Origin of the sequence: Rathayibacter sp. SW19 (assembly GCF_030866825.1) — a bacterium.
Lineage (GTDB): Bacteria > Actinomycetota > Actinomycetes > Actinomycetales > Microbacteriaceae > Rathayibacter_A > Rathayibacter_A soli.
The window spans coordinates 2,412,461-2,427,715 of sequence record NZ_CP133020.1; the positions used below are offsets into that span (position 1 = coordinate 2,412,461).

Below are 15,255 nucleotides of genomic sequence, written 5' to 3' on the forward strand. Positions count from 1 at the left end.
GCACGCAGTCGTGCGATCCGTCCGGTGATCAGTCGTGCGGCGGGAGCTCACCCGTTGTCAACGCGATCATGCGCGAGGCTGCGCGCAAATATTTCTTGCGGTACCCGCCCTGCAGCATCTCGGAATCGAAAACCTCACTCAGCGGTGCTCCGCTTGCGATAACGGGAATTTCCGCGTCGTAAACCCTGTCAATGAACGCGACCAAGCGCAACGCCTCCATCTGATCGTGCAACGGTGCCACGTCGCTCAGTGCGATCACCTCGACGCCGGCGATCAGCTTCACGTATTTCGACGGGTGCACGGTCGCCAAGTGTGCGATCAGTTCGCGGAAGTCGTCCGAGGTGACGACAGTGCCGCGCATCCGCAGTGCCTCGACCGTGGCGTTCAGCGTGCCGGGTTCGACGGATTCGGCTTCGCCGTCGGTATCGCGCCGTCTGTAGTCGAGTCCGTCGATCTTGATCGTTTCGAAATTCGCCGAGAGCGACTGAATCTCGCGAAGAAAATCGGATGCCGCGAACCGGCCCTCCCCCAACGCGTTGGGCGGAGTGTTCGACGTGGCCGCAATCCGAGTGCCACCTGAGACCAACTGCCCGAGCAAGCGGGTCATCATCATCGTGTCGCCGGGGTCGTCCAATTCGAACTCATCGATGCAGACCAGGTGGGATCCGCGCAGAAGCTTGCCCGCGCCCGCGAACCCGAGGGCGCCAACCAGCGCGGTGTATTCGATGAATGTTCCGTAATACTTCGGAGTGGGTGCCTCGTGCCACAGAGCGGCAAGCAGGTGGGTTTTGCCGACACCGAAGCCGCCGTCGAGATACACGCCCGGTTTGGTCACGACGGGCTTCTTCTTACCCCAGCCGAACAATCCGGTCGGCCGTGGTGGGGCCCACGTCTGCGCAAACGCCTTCAAGCGCTCGACCGCTTCCGCCTGAGACGGATAGGCTTTGTCAGGACGGTACGACTCGAAGCTGGCGTGGGCGAACTGCGGAGGCGGAGTCAGGTCGGCGGCGATCTCGGCACCGGTAATTGTCGGTGCGATGTCCACGAGTCGCGTGGTGCGTTCGGTCGTTTCCGACGTCATCAAGGTCCTTTGTGTCGAAGTCTTACAAGCCCCGAGCGCGAAGCGTAGCGTTGAAAGTAAGTTCGCTGTGGGATCTGAGGTAACAAGCCTAACCCTGCACCCGCACCCGATTTCGTACGCCCGCCCGGGCGTCAACTGGAGGTAATGATGGCCGTAGAAGTAGACGCGTCCGAGAAGTTCGCCGCGTACGCCCACCCCGAACGCTTGGTCAGCACCGAGTGGTTGCAGGAACATCTCGGCGACGCCGGATTGGTGGTTGTCGAGTCGGACGAGGATGTGCTGCTGTACGAGACGGGACACATTCCCGGAGCCGTCAAGGTGGACTGGCACACCGATCTCAACGACCCGGTGCTTCGCGACTATGTCACCAGTGAGCGTTTCGCCGAGTTGCTGGGAGCCAAGGGCATCGCCCGCGACACCACGGTGGTGCTGTATGGCGACAAGAGCAACTGGTGGGCGGCGTATGCACTGTGGGTGTTCACCCTGTTCGGTCACGAAGATGTTCGCCTGCTCGACGGGGGCCGGGATAAGTGGATCGCAGAAGGCCGGGAGATCACTACAGACGCTCCGGCGCGAACCGCCGTCGAATACCCGGTTGTCGAGCGCAACGACGCTGCGATCCGCGCATTCAAGGATGACGTGCTCGCCCATTTCGGCAAGCCGTTGATCGACGTTCGTTCCCCCGAGGAGTACAGCGGTGAGCGCACCGAGATTCCCGGTTATCCGCAGGAGGGCTCGCTCCGGGCCGGCCATATCCCGTCAGCAGCTTCGGTGCCATGGGCGCGCGCGGCCGCGGCGGACTCGACGTTCAAGTCGCGAGAAGATCTCGAAGCGATCTACCAGGGTGAGGTCGGACTGGCAGAGGGCGACGACGTGATCGCTTACTGCCGCATCGGTGAGCGCTCCAGCCACACCTGGTTCGTGCTGAAGCATCTGCTCGGCTTCGAGTCGGTGCGCAACTACGACGGTTCGTGGACCGAGTGGGGCAGTGCAGTGCGGGTGCCGATCATCAAGGGCTCCGAGCGCGGCGAAGTTCCAGCGCTCTGAGCTTGACAGCGCCGACCGGCAACCCGCAGCGGGCGCCGGCCGACGCTGTCCGTGTGCGTGAGTGAGACAATGGACGAAATGAACACAACAGAACTTCCCGATACCCTGCGCGAGATCACGGAGGAATTTCACGCCCTCGAGCTACGCGAAAGGCTCCAACTCCTGCTGGAGTTCTCGAACGAACTCCCTGAGTTGCCTGAGCGCTATCGCGAGCATCCCGACCTGCTCGAGCGCGTCGAGGAGTGCCAGTCCCCCGTGTTCATCTTCGTAGAGGTCGACGAATTCGACGTCGTGCACCTGTTTGCGACGGCACCCCGTGAGTCGCCGACCACACGTGGGTTCGCGTCGATTCTCACGCAGGGCCTCACCGGTCTGACCGTCGATGAGGTGCTGGCCGTTCCCGACGCATTCCCGCAGGACCTCGGATTGACCGAGGCTGTTTCCCCACTGCGGATTCGGGGCATGACCGCCCTTCTCAGCCGTACAAAACAGCAGATCCGCCGCAAGGTCGCAGCTTAGTAGGGCGTTCGAGCTGGTCGTCGGGCGAGGCGGCGAAGCCATCCGTCGACGGCGCCCTCCCAGCGTTCCTGGTCGTGGTTCCACAGCTTCGTGTGCTGGGCCGCAGTGAACGGAACAAACGTGACGATATCGTCTCGCTCCAGCGCAAGCGCACGTGAAGCCGTCGATGGCACGAAGTCATCGTCGTCACTGTGCATGAGCAGAATCGGCACCGCCAAAAGTGCTGAGCGCGTTGTGAAATCCATGCCGGCCAAGTCGATCGGTTGTTGCAGACCCGTCAGCGATCGCCCCCACGGCTCTGTGATCATCCTCAAAGCGGCACGGGTGACCGGACCGGGAAGGTGCATTTGAGCGGCTTGGTGTGTGAGGGTGTCCACCCAGTCGATCACCGGTGAATCCAAGACGACTCCGCGCACGACCCATGCCTGCTTCGATCGGGTCAATGTCTGGAGCACGATCGCACCGCCCATCGACCACCCGACCAAGACGATCTCCTTCGCCCCGTTGGCGAGTGCGTAGCCGATTGCTGCGTCGACGTCGCGCCATTCCGTTGAGCCGAGGCCGTAGCGCCCGTCTGCGCTGGTCGGTGCGTCGCCGTCGTTACGGTAGGAAGCCACCAGGTTGACGTAGCCGCGCGCACGGAAGGTCGGGATGGCACGCAACGTCTCTTGACGTCGCGTCCCTCTGCCATGCACGTGGATCGCCCACCGGCGCGTCGTGCGCGCGGCCGGGAACAGCCAGGCCGGTGCACAGCCACGTTCGACTTCGATGCAGACGCTTGACACCGGATAGCCCAATTCTTCGGGCCGCAGGTACCACCAACCGCTGATCCGACCGCGTCGAGCACGGTGCAGCTCGCCGAACGACAACTCGTCGATGCTGCGCGTCACCGTGCCATCGCCCGTATCAAGAATACGGCCGAGTTTGAGATGACCGCGATCCTGTGAGAACCACAGGCTGAGGTGTCCGTCGACAACTGTGTCCGGCGTCGCGCTCAGCGTGATCGCCTTCAGATCCGATGCGAATGAAATGATCTCGACATCGTCGCGCACGGATCGCACCGGCGTCACGACCACGCGCGCCACACGCGTTGTCACGGCTGCGGCGACGCCGCCGCCGAGCATCGTCACGCCGGCGGTCGCAACCAGAGCTCCAGACGAAACCCCGGGCCCCGCCACCGGTCGGCCTCGTCGCGCCATGCCGCAGTTCCTTTCTCGCCTGGAACCCCGCAAGGGGCCGCGACCGGCGACCGTTACGCGCTCGACGGCGTGCCTCTCGGGTTCGACTGCATGGAAACTCTAGTCTGCGTAGGTGTCAACTACTCCCTCGGACCCGCATCTGCCCGCGGTGTTCGCTGCGGCGCTCGACTCTATCAAGCGCGCGAAAATTCGTCCGGAACTGGTTGTCAACGAGATTCCGGCACCGGGCCAGCTCGCACCGTACTCCATAGCTTTGGCCGCGGACGTCACTCCGGCACGGCACGGCGCTGACTCCGAACTCGGCACCGGCCGATTCATCCTGTTGTACGACGTTGAGGAACCAGAACCGTGGGGCGGCCCGTTCCGGGTCGTGTGCTTTGCGCAGGCGCCGCTCGAAACGGAAATCGGTCTCGACCCCTTCCTGGCCGACGTCGCCTGGTCGTGGCTGGTCGATGCGCTTGACGCGCGAGGTGCCGCGTATTCGGCTGCATCGGGCACGGCCACCAAGATCATCTCGACCGGATTCGGAGAACTGGCCAGCCAGGGCGATGGTGCGCAGATCGAACTGCGCGCATCCTGGAGTCCCACGCAGACCGACATCTCGGCGCACGTGGAAGGTTGGGGCGAGTTGCTGTGCATGCTCGCCGGGCTCCCGCCGACGCCGGATGGCGTCAGCCTGCTGTCGCAGCGACGGGCCGCGCGTGGCTGATCATCACGTGATCGACACCCGGGCCGAATACGAACGCGCTGTCGCCGAGCTCGCCGCTGGCGAGGGCCCGATAGCCGTCGATGCTGAACGCGCGTCCGGTTATCGGTATTCACAGCGCGCCTACCTGATTCAGATGTTCCGCCGCGGTTCAGGCACATACCTGTTCGATCCACCTGCTGTGGGTCGTTTCGACGAACTCGAAACGGCCATCGGCGACGACGAATGGGTTCTGCACGCCGCCAGCCAGGACCTGCACTGTTTGCGCGAGGTCGGATTGAACCCGCACGTGCTCTTCGACACCGAATTGGCCGCACGGTTGCTCGGCATGCCGCGCGTCGGGCTCGGAACCGTCGTCGAAGAGCTTCTTGGCATCCACTTGGCGAAAGAGCACTCGGCCGCCGACTGGTCGACCCGCCCGCTGCCGGAGCCCTGGCTGGTCTATGCTGCGCTGGACGTCGAGCTGCTGGTCGATCTGCGTGATGAGATTGCGAGACTGCTCGACGCGGCCGGCAAGAGACAGATCGCCGAGCAGGAGTTCCGCGCGGAACTGGAAAGCAACGACAAACCGCCGCGGGCTGAGCCGTGGCGCAGGTTGTCCGGCATCCATTCGATAAAAGGGTTGCGCAACCTGGCTGTCGCTCGCGAACTGTGGCTTGCCCGCGACCGCTACGCCCGCGAGATCGACACAGCACCCGGTCGGCTGGTTCCGGATACGTCGCTTGCTGCGGCGGCGAAGGCGCTCCCGGCCAGCAAGCGTGAGCTGAGTCAGTTGCGCGAGTTCTCCGGTCGTGCGAGTCGCAGCGAACTGGATCGGTGGTGGTCGGCCATTGAACTCGGCCGTTCAACGGATGATCTACCGGTGTTGCGTGGCCACAGCGACACACTTCCCCCCGCCCGCTCGTGGTCCGATCGCAACCCTGCAGCTGATCTGCGGCTCAAGCACGCACGAGAAGCCATCGGCGCAGTGTCCGAACAGCGCGAGATCCCTGTCGAGAATCTTCTGACGCCGGAGGTCTTGCGCCGCATCGCCTGGAGCCCGCCTGAGCCGATCAATCAACAGACGATTGCGGATGCCTTCACCCAGCACGGGGCACGCCCCTGGCAGGTTGAGGCGACGGCAGCATCGGTTGCCGCGGCGTTTGTCGAGGCCGACCAAAGCGAAGGCGACCCCGACAGCGACGCTTCGTAGAATCGCGCAAACGATTCTTGTCCATCAGGGCGCCGCTCTAGGATCAAGACAGATCCGATTGGGAGGCACAGTGGCCGAGATAGCTGATGTTCTGTTCGTCGACGGGGTTCGTACCCCGTTCGGGCGGGCGGGCGAAAAGGGCATGTATTGGAACACGCGCGCGGATGATCTGGCAGTGAAAGCCGTGATCGGGCTACTCGAGCGCAACCCGAATGTGCCGAAAGATCGCATCGACGATGTGGCGATCGCCGCCACGACGCAGCAGGGCGATCAGGGTCTGACTCTTGGCCGGACGGTTGCGCTGCTGTCCGGATTGCCGCAGTCGGTTCCGGGCTTCGCGATCGACCGCATGTGCGCGGGCGCCATGACCTCAGTGACGACGCTCGGCTCCGGCATCGGGTTCGGGGCATACGATCTCGTGCTGGCGGGTGGAGTTGAGCACATGGGCCGGCATCCGATGGGCTTCGGGGCTGACCCGAATCCACGGTTTCTTTCGGAGCGGCTGGTCGGTGAAGACGCACTGAACATGGGTAAGACGGCGGAACGCATCCACGACCGCTTCCCGAACCTGACCAAGGAACGCGCCGACCGCTTCGGCATGCGCAGCCAGCAGAAGGTTGCTGCAGCCTATGCCGCGGGCAAGATCCAACCCGACCTGATCCCCGTCGCTCTGCGCAGTGAAGCAGGGTGGGGTCTCGCCACAGAAGACGAAGGCATGCGGCCGAGCACCACGATGGAAGGTCTCGCCGGACTCAAGACACCGTTCCGACCGCACGGTCGCGTCACAGCCGGCAACGCGTCGCCGCTGACGGACGGTGCGACGGTCAGCCTCCTGGCCAGTGCGGATGCCGCGGCCGAGTTGGGGCTCAAGCCCAAGATGCGTTTGGTCAACTTTGCGTTCGCCGGCGTGGACCCTGAGATCATGGGCATCGGACCGATCCCCTCAACGGAGAAGGCGCTGCGCAAAGCGGGTCTGACGATCGAGGACATCGGCCTGTTCGAGCTGAACGAAGCCTTCGCCGTTCAGGTGATTTCCCTGCTCGATCATTTCGGAATCGACGATGAGGACCCCCGCGTCAACCTATGGGGCGGTGCGATCGCGATCGGCCACCCGTTGGCAGCCACCGGTGTGCGCCTCATGATTCAGTTGGCGGCGCAGTTCGCCGAGCACCCGGAGGTTCGGTACGGCCTGACGGCGATGTGCGTCGGCCTCGGCCAGGGCGGCAGTGTGATCTGGGAGAACCCCAATTGGAATGGAAAGGCGTAGGCGATGACGGACTACAGCACCATCGATTTCAGCCCGCTCGTCGAGATTTCCTCCGATGAGGTGGTGACGCACTCGTTCGTGCGCGACGTCGCTCTGGCCAGCGGCAAGACGCTCGCTTTGGTGACGCTCGACAACGGTCGTGATCACACCCGGCCGAACACGCTCGGCCCGTTGACACTGCTGGAACTGCGTGACACGTTGGCCGCGTTGAAGCGCCGTGCGGTCGCTGGCGAAATCGCCGGGATCACCATCACCGGAAAGCCCTACTTTCTGGCCGCAGGCGCCGACCTCAGTAAGGTCAGCGACCTTCCCGATCGCACGGTCGCCCGGCTCCTACCACAGCTCGGACACCAGGTACTCGGGTCCCTGAGCGACCTCGGGGTGCCCTCATTCGTGTTCATCAACGGCCTAGCGTTGGGCGGCGGCCTCGAGATCGGCCTTAACGCGAACTATCGCACGGTGGATCTGTCCGCTGCGGCCATCGGGCTGCCCGAGGTGTTCCTCGGCTTGATTCCCGGCTGGGGAGGCGCCTATCTTCTGCCTAACCTGATCGGCATCGAGAACGCGCTGAAGGTCATCATCGAGAACCCGTTGAAGATGAACCGGATGCTGCGCCCCGCGGATGTGCTCGAGCTGGGCATCGCAGATGCCGGCTTCGCGTCCGCGACCTTCCTGGAGGACTCGATCCGCTGGGCGGACGGCGTCATCAACGGCACGATTACGGTCAAGCGGTCGAATCAGCCCGGAAAGATCGAGCGGGCGGTCAAGTGGGACGCAGCCGTCGGCATCGCCCGCAAGATGGTCGCGAGCAGGATCGGGACCGTCGCCGCGTCACCATTCGCCGCGCTCGACCTCCTGAAAGCAGCCAAGAGCGGCTCGAAAGAGGAAGGCTTCGAGCGCGAAGACGTCGCGCTCGCCGATCTGGTGGCCGGCGATCAGTTCCAGGCCAGCGTCTATGCATTCAATCTGGTGCAAAAACGTGCAAAGCGTCCGGCAGGCTCCCCGGACGCCGCGCTGGCCAAACGTGTCACCAAGGTCGGGGTGATCGGTGCTGGACTCATGGCCAGTCAGTTCGCCCTGTTGTTCGTGAGACGCCTGCGGGTGCCCGTCGTCATCACCGACCTCGACCAGGCCCGCGTAGACAAGGGCGTGGCGTACATCCACGATGAGATCGCCGCGCTCGCTGCGAAGAAGCGCATCTCCCCCGATGAGGCGAACCGACTTCAAGCACTGGTCACAGGCACGACGGACAAGAACCTATTTTCCGACGCCGACTGGGTGATCGAGGCCGTGTTCGAAGAACTCGAGGTCAAGCAGGAGGTCTTTGCGCAGATCGAGCCGTTCATCTCCGCCGAAGCCGTTCTGGCCACGAACACATCGTCGTTGTCCGTCGAGCAGATCGGCGCGAAGCTGGCGCACCCGGAGCGGCTGGTCGGATTCCACTTCTTCAATCCTGTTGCAGTCATGCCGCTGATCGAAGTCGTCAGGGCTCCCGCCACCGATGATGCCACCCTGTCCACCGCGATGGTCACAGCGAAGGCTCTGCGCAAGAATGCGGTCATCACGCGGGACACCCCAGGATTCGTCGTCAATCGCGTCTTGGCGAAGCTGCTCGGTGAAGCGATGCGCGCCGTCGACCTCGGTACTCCGTTCGAGGTTGTCGACACCGCACTGGCGCCGCTCGGACTGCCGATGTCACCATCTGTGCTGCTGGACCTGGTTGGATTGAAGGTCGGCGCCCATGTGCTCGACACCCACCACTCCGCTTTCCCCGACCGGTTCTACCAATCGACGAACCTCCACAAACTCGCCGATTACGGAACGCTGTTGGAGAAAGACGCCAAGGGCAAGGTCAAAGGAATCGACAAGGGAGCGCTCAAGGTGATCACCGTCGGCAATACGCCGGTTGCGCCCGAGGAAATCCTGCGCCGAGTGCAAGACGGCCTCGCCGATGAGATCCACCGGATGCTCGAAGACGATGTCGTGCACGCCGCCGAGGACATCGACCTGTGCATGATCCTCGGCGCGGGCTGGCCGTTCCAGATGGGCGGTGTCACACCATACCTGGATCGAGTCGGCGCGAGCGAACGGATCTTCGGCGGCACGTTCCACACGCCGCCGATCGCCGGAATCGCATGAGCGACCTCACGCTGGGGGTGCTTGCGACCACCCTCAAGGTGGACGAGCGACGCTTGCCGATCCATCCCGGGCATCTGGATCGCATCGACGAAGCGTTGCGCAGACGTATGACGTTCGAATACGGCTACGGGCACCGGTTCGGGATGTCAGACGCGGTGCTTTCCACGTTCGTGGGCGCACTGGGAACGCGCGAACAGGTGATCGCATCCTGTGACGTCGTGCTGCTGCCTAAACCTCAGCCAGCTGATCTGCACGACCTGCGCGACGGACAGACCCTGTGGGGCTGGCCGCACTGTGTGCAGGAGCGCACGATCACCCAACTGGCGATCGACAAGCGGCTGACGCTGATCGCATTCGAGGCGATGAACCACTGGACCTCGAGCGGCGGGTTCGGGTTGCATGTCTTTCACAAGAACAACGAGCTCGCGGGCTATTGTTCTGTGCTGCACGCACTGGAGCTGATCGGCTCGACGGGCGACTATGGCCGGCGGTTGAGCGCGACCGTCATCGGGTTCGGGGCGACAGCACGCGGTGCGGTCACCGCACTGAATGCGCACGGCATCCACGACGTGCAGGTACTGACAAGTCGCGACGTCGCCGCCGTCGGATCTCCGATTCACTCCGTGCAGATCGTGCAGTTGGACCACGACGAAGCGGCGCCTGACGGCGGCAACGTCATCACGCACCATGGCCGTGTTCCGCTGGCCCCGTTCCTTGCCGAAAGCGACATCGTCGTCAACTGCACGCTGCAGGATCCGGATGCGCCGTTGATGTATCTGCGCGCTGCCGATCTTGACGCGTTCAGACCAGGCAGCCTGATCATCGACGTGTCGTGCGACGAAGGAATGGGTTTCAGCTGGGCGAAGCCGACCTCATTCGCGGAGCCGATGTTCATCGTGGGCGACAACGTGCGGTATTACGCAGTCGATCACAGCCCGTCTTACCTGTGGGACTCCGCCACTTGGGAGATCAGCGAAGCGCTTCTGCCGTTCTTGCCCGTTGTCATGGCCGGCACCTCGTCGTGGGATGACGACGAGACGATCAGCAGGGCGATTGAAATTCGCGATGGGATGATCCGCAATCCGAGCATCCTGTCATTCCAGGGTCGATCCCCGGAATATCCATACCTGCCCGTGTGAGTCAGGCGCTGCGACGCCGTTTGATGATGGCCTCCGGCTCGTCCGTATCGTCTGGACGCGGGCGGGCGATGGGGATCTTGCTCCCGAGCACCTGTTCCACGATGTCCCTGGCGATCTGCTGCGGAGTGAGTCCCGCCTGTTGCAGAATCTCCTCACGCGTCGCGTGTTCCAGGAACTCATCGGGGAGGCCGAGTTCGTCGACGGGGGTGTCCACACCCGCCGCTCGGAGGTCCTGCCGCACGCGGGTGCCGATTCCGCCGACGCGGATGCCGTCTTCGATCGTCACGACCAGGCGATGGCTCTCGGCAAGCTCGATCACGCTGCGCGGCACGGGCACGACCCAACGGGGATCGATGACGGTCGCACCGATTCCCTGAGCGTCGAGCAATTCTGCTACTCGGAGTGCCAGGGCGGCGAACGGCCCGACCGCCACGATCAAAACGTCACGGTGGTCATCTTCGACCAGCACGTCGACGCCGTCCGGCAACCGTCGAACTGCGTCGATGTCTGCGCCGACGCTGCCCTTGGGAAAGCGCACGACGGTCGGCGCGTCCTCCACGACGACGGCCTCTGCCAGTTCCTCACGCAGCCGAGCCGCATCGCGAGGAGCCGCCAATCGAATGTGCGGCACGAGTTGCAGAATCGCAAGATCCCAGATTCCGTGATGGCTGGGGCCATCCGGCCCTGTGACGCCTGCCCGGTCGAGCACGAAAGTGACCCCGGCCTTGTGCAGGGCTACGTCCATCAATACCTGGTCGAGCGCACGATTGATGAACGTCGCGTAGATCGCCACAACGGGGTGCAGGCCACCGTATGCGAGCCCGGCCGCACTGGCAACCGCGTGCTGTTCGGCGATCCCGACGTCGTGCACGCGCTCTGCGTAGCGTTCGGCGAGTCTGTTCAATCCGGTCGGTCTCAGCATGGCGGCGGTGATGCCGACCAGTCGCGGATTGCCCTCTGCGAGACGGAGCAGTTCTTCGCCGAACACGTTCGTCCAAGCCGGCGCGGCCGAGGAGCCCACAGGCTCCCCTGTTTCTGGATCGATCTGACCGACGGAGTGGAATTGATCGGCTGAGTCGTTGACGGCCGGCTGAAAACCGCGGCCCTTCTGGGTGATCGCGTGCACGATCACAGGGGCGCCGTAGCCCTTCGCTTGGCGCAGAGCCTCCTCCATTGCCGCGATATCGTGACCGTCGATCGGGCCGATGTATTTGATGTCGAGGTTCGAGTACAGCTGCTCATTGTTGGCGAACCGGCTGAGGAACCCGTGCGTGCCTCCACGGATCCCCCGATACAGCGCCCGGCCGGGCCCGCCGAGCTTGCCGAACGCGGCCTGACTGCTCAGGTACAGGTTGCGGTAACTGCTCTTCGTGCGCACCGAGTTCAGGAATCGCGCGATTCCGCCGATCGTCGGGGCGTACGAACGGCCGTTGTCATTGACAACGATCACCAGATTTCGGTTGTTGTCGTCTGTGATGTTGTTGAGCGCCTCCCAGGTCATTCCGCCGGTGAGTGCACCGTCGCCGACGACGGCGACCACGTGACGATCCGTCTGGCCGGTGACGGCGAATGCGCGCGAAATGCCGTCTGCCCACGACAGTGAGCTCGACGCGTGAGAATTCTCAACAATGTCGTGGATCGACTCAGAGCGCTGCGGATAGCCGGCTAGACCGCCCTTCTGACGAAGTTTGCCGAAGTCTTGTCGCCCGGTCACGAGCTTATGCACATATGCCTGATGTCCGACGTCGAACACGATGGCATCTCTCGGCGAGTCGAACACGCGATGAATTGCGATGGTCGCCTCGACCATGCCGAGGTTCGGGCCCAGATGACCTCCCGTGCGCGCCACGTTGGAGATCAGGAACGCCCGGATTTCGTCGGCGAGCTGATTCAGCTGCTCCTTCGAGAGTTCATCGAGATCGCGCGGACCCCTGATCGTCTCCAGGAGGGTCATCCGCACTGCCTTTCCTCCGCGCACGGTCTCCCCGCGGCATCGTTCGATTCTACGCGCCCGTCGTGCGCAGACAGCGAGAGGCCGGGACCACTGCGGTCCCGGCCTCTCACAGTGTGCCAGCGACTGCTTACACGAGAGAGCGCAGAACGTACTGCAGAATACCGCCGTGGCGGTAGTAGTCCGCCTCGCCCGGTGTGTCGATGCGCACGACAGCATCGAATTCGACGACGTCCTTGCCTGTCGGCGAGTCTGCCGTCGGCTCCGCAACGACATGAACAGTCGCCGGGATCAGCTCTTCGTTCAGCGCGTCGATACCAGTGATCGTCACCTTCTCCGTGCCGTCCAGGCCGAGGCTGTTCGCACTCTGCCCAGCGGGAAACTGCAGAGGAACCACACCCATGCCGATCAGGTTGGAACGGTGGATTCGCTCGAAGCTCTCCGCGATGACAGCGTGCACGCCGAGCAGCAGCGTGCCCTTGGCTGCCCAGTCGCGCGAGGACCCGGACCCGTACTCTTTGCCCGCAATGATCACCAGCGGGGTGCCCGCAGCCTGGTAGCGCTCAGCCGCGTCGAAGATGAACGCCTGCGGTCCGCCCTCCTGCGTGAAGTCTCGGGTGTAACCGCCCTCCACGTCGTTCAGAAGTTGATTGCGCAGACGAATGTTCGCGAACGTGCCGCGGATCATCACCTCGTGGTTTCCGCGTCGTGATCCATAGGAGTTGAAGTTCTTGCGTTCGATGCCGTGCTCGATCAGGTAACGGCCTGCTGGGCTGTCCGCCTTGATCGAGCCGGCGGGCGAGATGTGGTCTGTTGTGACCGAATCCCCGAGTTTGGCAAGAACGCGCGCGCCCTCGATGTTGCCGACCGGGGTCGTCTCCAGGGTCATGCCTTCGAAATACGGCGGCTTGCGCACGTAGGTGGATGCATCATCCCATTCGAAAGTCGAACCAGTGGGGATGGGCAGCGCACGCCAGCGCTCATCGCCGTCGAAGACGCCCTCGTACTCATGTAGGAACATCTCGGGATCGATCGAGCTGTCGATGGTCGACTGCACTTCGTCTGCGTCTGGCCAGATGTCTTTGAGATAGACCGGGTTGCCTGCCGTGTCGTCGCCCAGGGCATCGGTGTCGAAGTCGAAGTTCATCGACCCCGCAAGTGCGTAGGCGATGACCAGCGGCGGGCTGGCCAGGTAGTTCATCTTCACGTCCGGGTTGATCCGGCCCTCGAAGTTGCGGTTGCCGGACAGCACGGCGGTGACGGCGAGGTCGCTGTCTTGCACCGCAGCTGAGATCTCTCCGATCAGCGGGCCCGAATTGCCGATGCACGTGGTGCAGCCGTAGCCGACGAGGTAGAAACCGAGCTGCTCGAGATAATTCGTCAGGCCGGACTTGTCGTAGTAGTCAGTGACCACCTTCGAGCCGGGTGCCAACGTCGTCTTGACCCAGGGCTTGACGGTGAGGCCCTTCTGCGCTGCGTTACGGGCGAGTAGACCGGCTGCGAGCATGACGGACGGGTTCGACGTGTTCGTACACGATGTGATCGCTGCAATCGCAACGGCGCCGTGATCGATCGTGAACGCGGAGCCGTCCGACAGCGTCACCGGTGTCGGATGCGACGCCGTCTCGGGCGCGTGGCTCCTGTGGTGGTGAGCGTGCGCACTGTGCGCATCGGCGGGTGACAGCTCGCCGGGGTCGGATGCGGGGAACGACTCAGCGATCGTCAGGTCGACCAGGTCGTGCTCGATCTGGGCGAAGTCATTCAGGTCTTTGTTGAACTGCGCCTTGGATTCGCTCAGAATGATGCGGTCTTGTGGGCGGCGCGGGCCTGCGATCGACGGCACGACGCTCGCCAGATCCAACTCGAGGTACTCGCTGAAGGTTGGTTCGACATCCGGATCGTGCCACATCGTCTGCGTCTTCGCGTATGCCTCGACCAGCGCGATCTGCTCCTCGGTGCGCCCGGTCAGGCGCAGGTAGTCCAGGGTGACATCGTCGATCGGGAAGATCGCAGCTGTCGAACCGAATTCGGGACTCATGTTTCCGATGGTCGCCCGGTTGGCGAGTGGCACCTGGGCGACGCCGGATCCGTAGAACTCGACGAACTTGCCGACGACACCGTGCGCGCGCAATTGCTGGGTGATGCTGAGCACGACGTCGGTCGCCGTCACGCCTGCGGGAATGGAACCGGACAGCTTGAAGCCGACCACCTTGGGAATGAGCATCGAGACCGGCTGGCCGAGCATTGCCGCCTCCGCCTCAATGCCGCCGACGCCCCAGCCGAGAACGCCCAGACCGTTGACCATGGTGGTGTGCGAGTCGGTACCCACAAGCGTGTCGGGGTAAGCCTGCAGCACGCCACCGACTTCCCGCGTGAATGTGACGCGTGCAAGGTGCTCGATATTCACCTGGTGCACGATGCCCGTTCCCGGCGGCACGACTTTGAAGTCGCCGAACGCGCTCTGTCCCCAGCGCAGGAACTGGTAACGCTCGCCATTGCGCTCGTATTCGATCTCGACGTTGCGCTCGAACGAGTCTTCCGTGCCGAACAGGTCCGCAATCACGGAGTGGTCGATCACGAGTTCGGAGGGCGCAAGCGGGTTGATCTTAGTCGGGTCGCCGCCGAGGTCGACCACAGCCTCGCGCATCGTCGCCAGGTCGACGATGCATGGCACGCCGGTGAAGTCCTGCATCAGAACGCGGGCGGGGGTGAACTGGATCTCCGTGTTGGGTTCAGCTGACGGGTCCCAGGCGCCTACAGCGTCGATCTGCGACTTCGTGATGTTCTTGCCATCCTCGGTGCGAAGCAGGTTCTCCAGCAGCACCTTGAGGCTGTATGGCAGCTTCTCATAGCCGGGGACCGCATCGATCCGAAAAATTTCGTAGTCGATTCCTCCGACGCTGAGCCTGTCCTTCGCTCCAAAGCTGTTTACCGCAAGGCTGTTTACCGCAGACACGCTGCCCTCTCCTTCGTTGGCGGGAATCGCGCTGGCGATCCCCCACGGTCAATCTTCGT

Annotated in this window: 11 protein-coding genes; 7 read left to right on the plus strand and 4 right to left on the minus strand. The window is 63.5% G+C overall.

The genetic code is table 11. From position 1 onward, the window contains the following. Positions 1-28: 28 nt before the first annotated feature. Positions 29-1,081: a cell division protein ZapE gene (gene zapE, locus QU604_RS11175; RefSeq protein WP_308464712.1), complete on the minus strand. Its 1,053-nt coding sequence runs from the start codon at positions 1,079-1,081 to the stop codon at positions 29-31. A gap of 147 nt (positions 1,082-1,228) precedes the next feature. Between zapE and QU604_RS11180 the strand changes: the two genes are divergently transcribed. Together QU604_RS11180 and QU604_RS11185 are read left to right on the plus strand one after the other, a co-directional pair. Next, on the plus strand, positions 1,229-2,128 hold the full coding sequence (locus QU604_RS11180) for a sulfurtransferase (protein ID WP_308468906.1): 900 nt from the start codon (positions 1,229-1,231) through the stop codon (positions 2,126-2,128). 78 nt (positions 2,129-2,206) lie between these two features. Then, positions 2,207-2,647: a SufE family protein gene (locus QU604_RS11185; RefSeq protein ID WP_308464713.1), complete on the plus strand. Its 441-nt coding sequence runs from the start codon at positions 2,207-2,209 to the stop codon at positions 2,645-2,647. Here QU604_RS11185 and QU604_RS11190 read toward each other — a convergent pair. Next, positions 2,644-3,846 (minus strand): alpha/beta hydrolase family protein, encoded by a 1,203-nt coding sequence (locus QU604_RS11190; protein WP_308464714.1) that lies wholly within the window; start codon positions 3,844-3,846, stop codon positions 2,644-2,646. The genes QU604_RS11185 and QU604_RS11190 overlap by 4 nt on opposite strands. Positions 3,847-3,958: 112 nt before the next feature. Between QU604_RS11190 and QU604_RS11195 the strand changes: the two genes are divergently transcribed. The 5 genes from QU604_RS11195 (at position 3,959) to QU604_RS11215 (ending at position 10,289) form a co-directional block, all read left to right on the plus strand. Then, positions 3,959-4,555, plus strand: a complete 597-nt coding sequence (locus QU604_RS11195; protein WP_308464715.1) for a DUF3000 domain-containing protein — start codon at positions 3,959-3,961, stop codon at positions 4,553-4,555. Beyond that, a complete protein-coding gene (locus QU604_RS11200) occupies positions 4,548-5,744 on the plus strand; it encodes an HRDC domain-containing protein (RefSeq protein ID WP_308464716.1) in 1,197 nt (398 codons plus the stop codon). The genes QU604_RS11195 and QU604_RS11200 overlap by 8 nt, the downstream gene beginning before the upstream one ends. 70 nt (positions 5,745-5,814) lie before the next feature. Further along, on the plus strand, positions 5,815-7,011 hold the full coding sequence (locus QU604_RS11205) for a thiolase family protein (RefSeq protein WP_308464717.1): 1,197 nt from the start codon (positions 5,815-5,817) through the stop codon (positions 7,009-7,011). A gap of 3 nt (positions 7,012-7,014) precedes the next feature. Next, positions 7,015-9,150: a 3-hydroxyacyl-CoA dehydrogenase NAD-binding domain-containing protein gene (locus QU604_RS11210; RefSeq protein WP_308464718.1), complete on the plus strand. Its 2,136-nt coding sequence runs from the start codon at positions 7,015-7,017 to the stop codon at positions 9,148-9,150. Further along, a complete protein-coding gene (locus tag QU604_RS11215; RefSeq protein ID WP_308464719.1) occupies positions 9,147-10,289 on the plus strand; it encodes a N(5)-(carboxyethyl)ornithine synthase in 1,143 nt (380 codons plus the stop codon). The genes QU604_RS11210 and QU604_RS11215 overlap by 4 nt, the downstream gene beginning before the upstream one ends. Position 10,290: 1 nt before the next feature. Here the strand turns inward: QU604_RS11215 and dxs are convergent, their stop codons facing one another. Together dxs and acnA are read right to left on the minus strand one after the other, a co-directional pair. Next, positions 10,291-12,243: a 1-deoxy-D-xylulose-5-phosphate synthase gene (dxs, locus tag QU604_RS11220; RefSeq protein WP_308464720.1), complete on the minus strand. Its 1,953-nt coding sequence runs from the start codon at positions 12,241-12,243 to the stop codon at positions 10,291-10,293. A 127-nt stretch (positions 12,244-12,370) separates the two neighbouring features. After that, positions 12,371-15,196, minus strand: a complete 2,826-nt coding sequence (gene acnA / locus QU604_RS11225) for an aconitate hydratase AcnA (RefSeq protein WP_308464721.1) — start codon at positions 15,194-15,196, stop codon at positions 12,371-12,373. Between the last annotated feature and the right edge of the window lie 59 nt (positions 15,197-15,255).

What these genes read in the sequence shown, in the direction of transcription:
- zapE (WP_308464712.1), bottom strand. Translation starts at nt 1,081, where the DNA reads ATGACGTCGGAAACGACCGAACGCACCACGCGACTCGTGGACATCGCA.
- QU604_RS11180 (WP_308468906.1), top strand. Translation starts at nt 1,229, where the DNA reads ATGGCCGTAGAAGTAGACGCGTCCGAGAAGTTCGCCGCGTACGCCCAC.
- QU604_RS11185 (WP_308464713.1), top strand. Translation starts at nt 2,207, where the DNA reads ATGAACACAACAGAACTTCCCGATACCCTGCGCGAGATCACGGAGGAA.
- QU604_RS11190 (WP_308464714.1), bottom strand. Translation starts at nt 3,846, where the DNA reads ATGGCGCGACGAGGCCGACCGGTGGCGGGGCCCGGGGTTTCGTCTGGA.
- QU604_RS11210 (WP_308464718.1), top strand. Translation starts at nt 7,015, where the DNA reads ATGACGGACTACAGCACCATCGATTTCAGCCCGCTCGTCGAGATTTCC.
- QU604_RS11215 (WP_308464719.1), top strand. Translation starts at nt 9,147, where the DNA reads ATGAGCGACCTCACGCTGGGGGTGCTTGCGACCACCCTCAAGGTGGAC.
- dxs (WP_308464720.1), bottom strand. Translation starts at nt 12,243, where the DNA reads ATGACCCTCCTGGAGACGATCAGGGGTCCGCGCGATCTCGATGAACTC.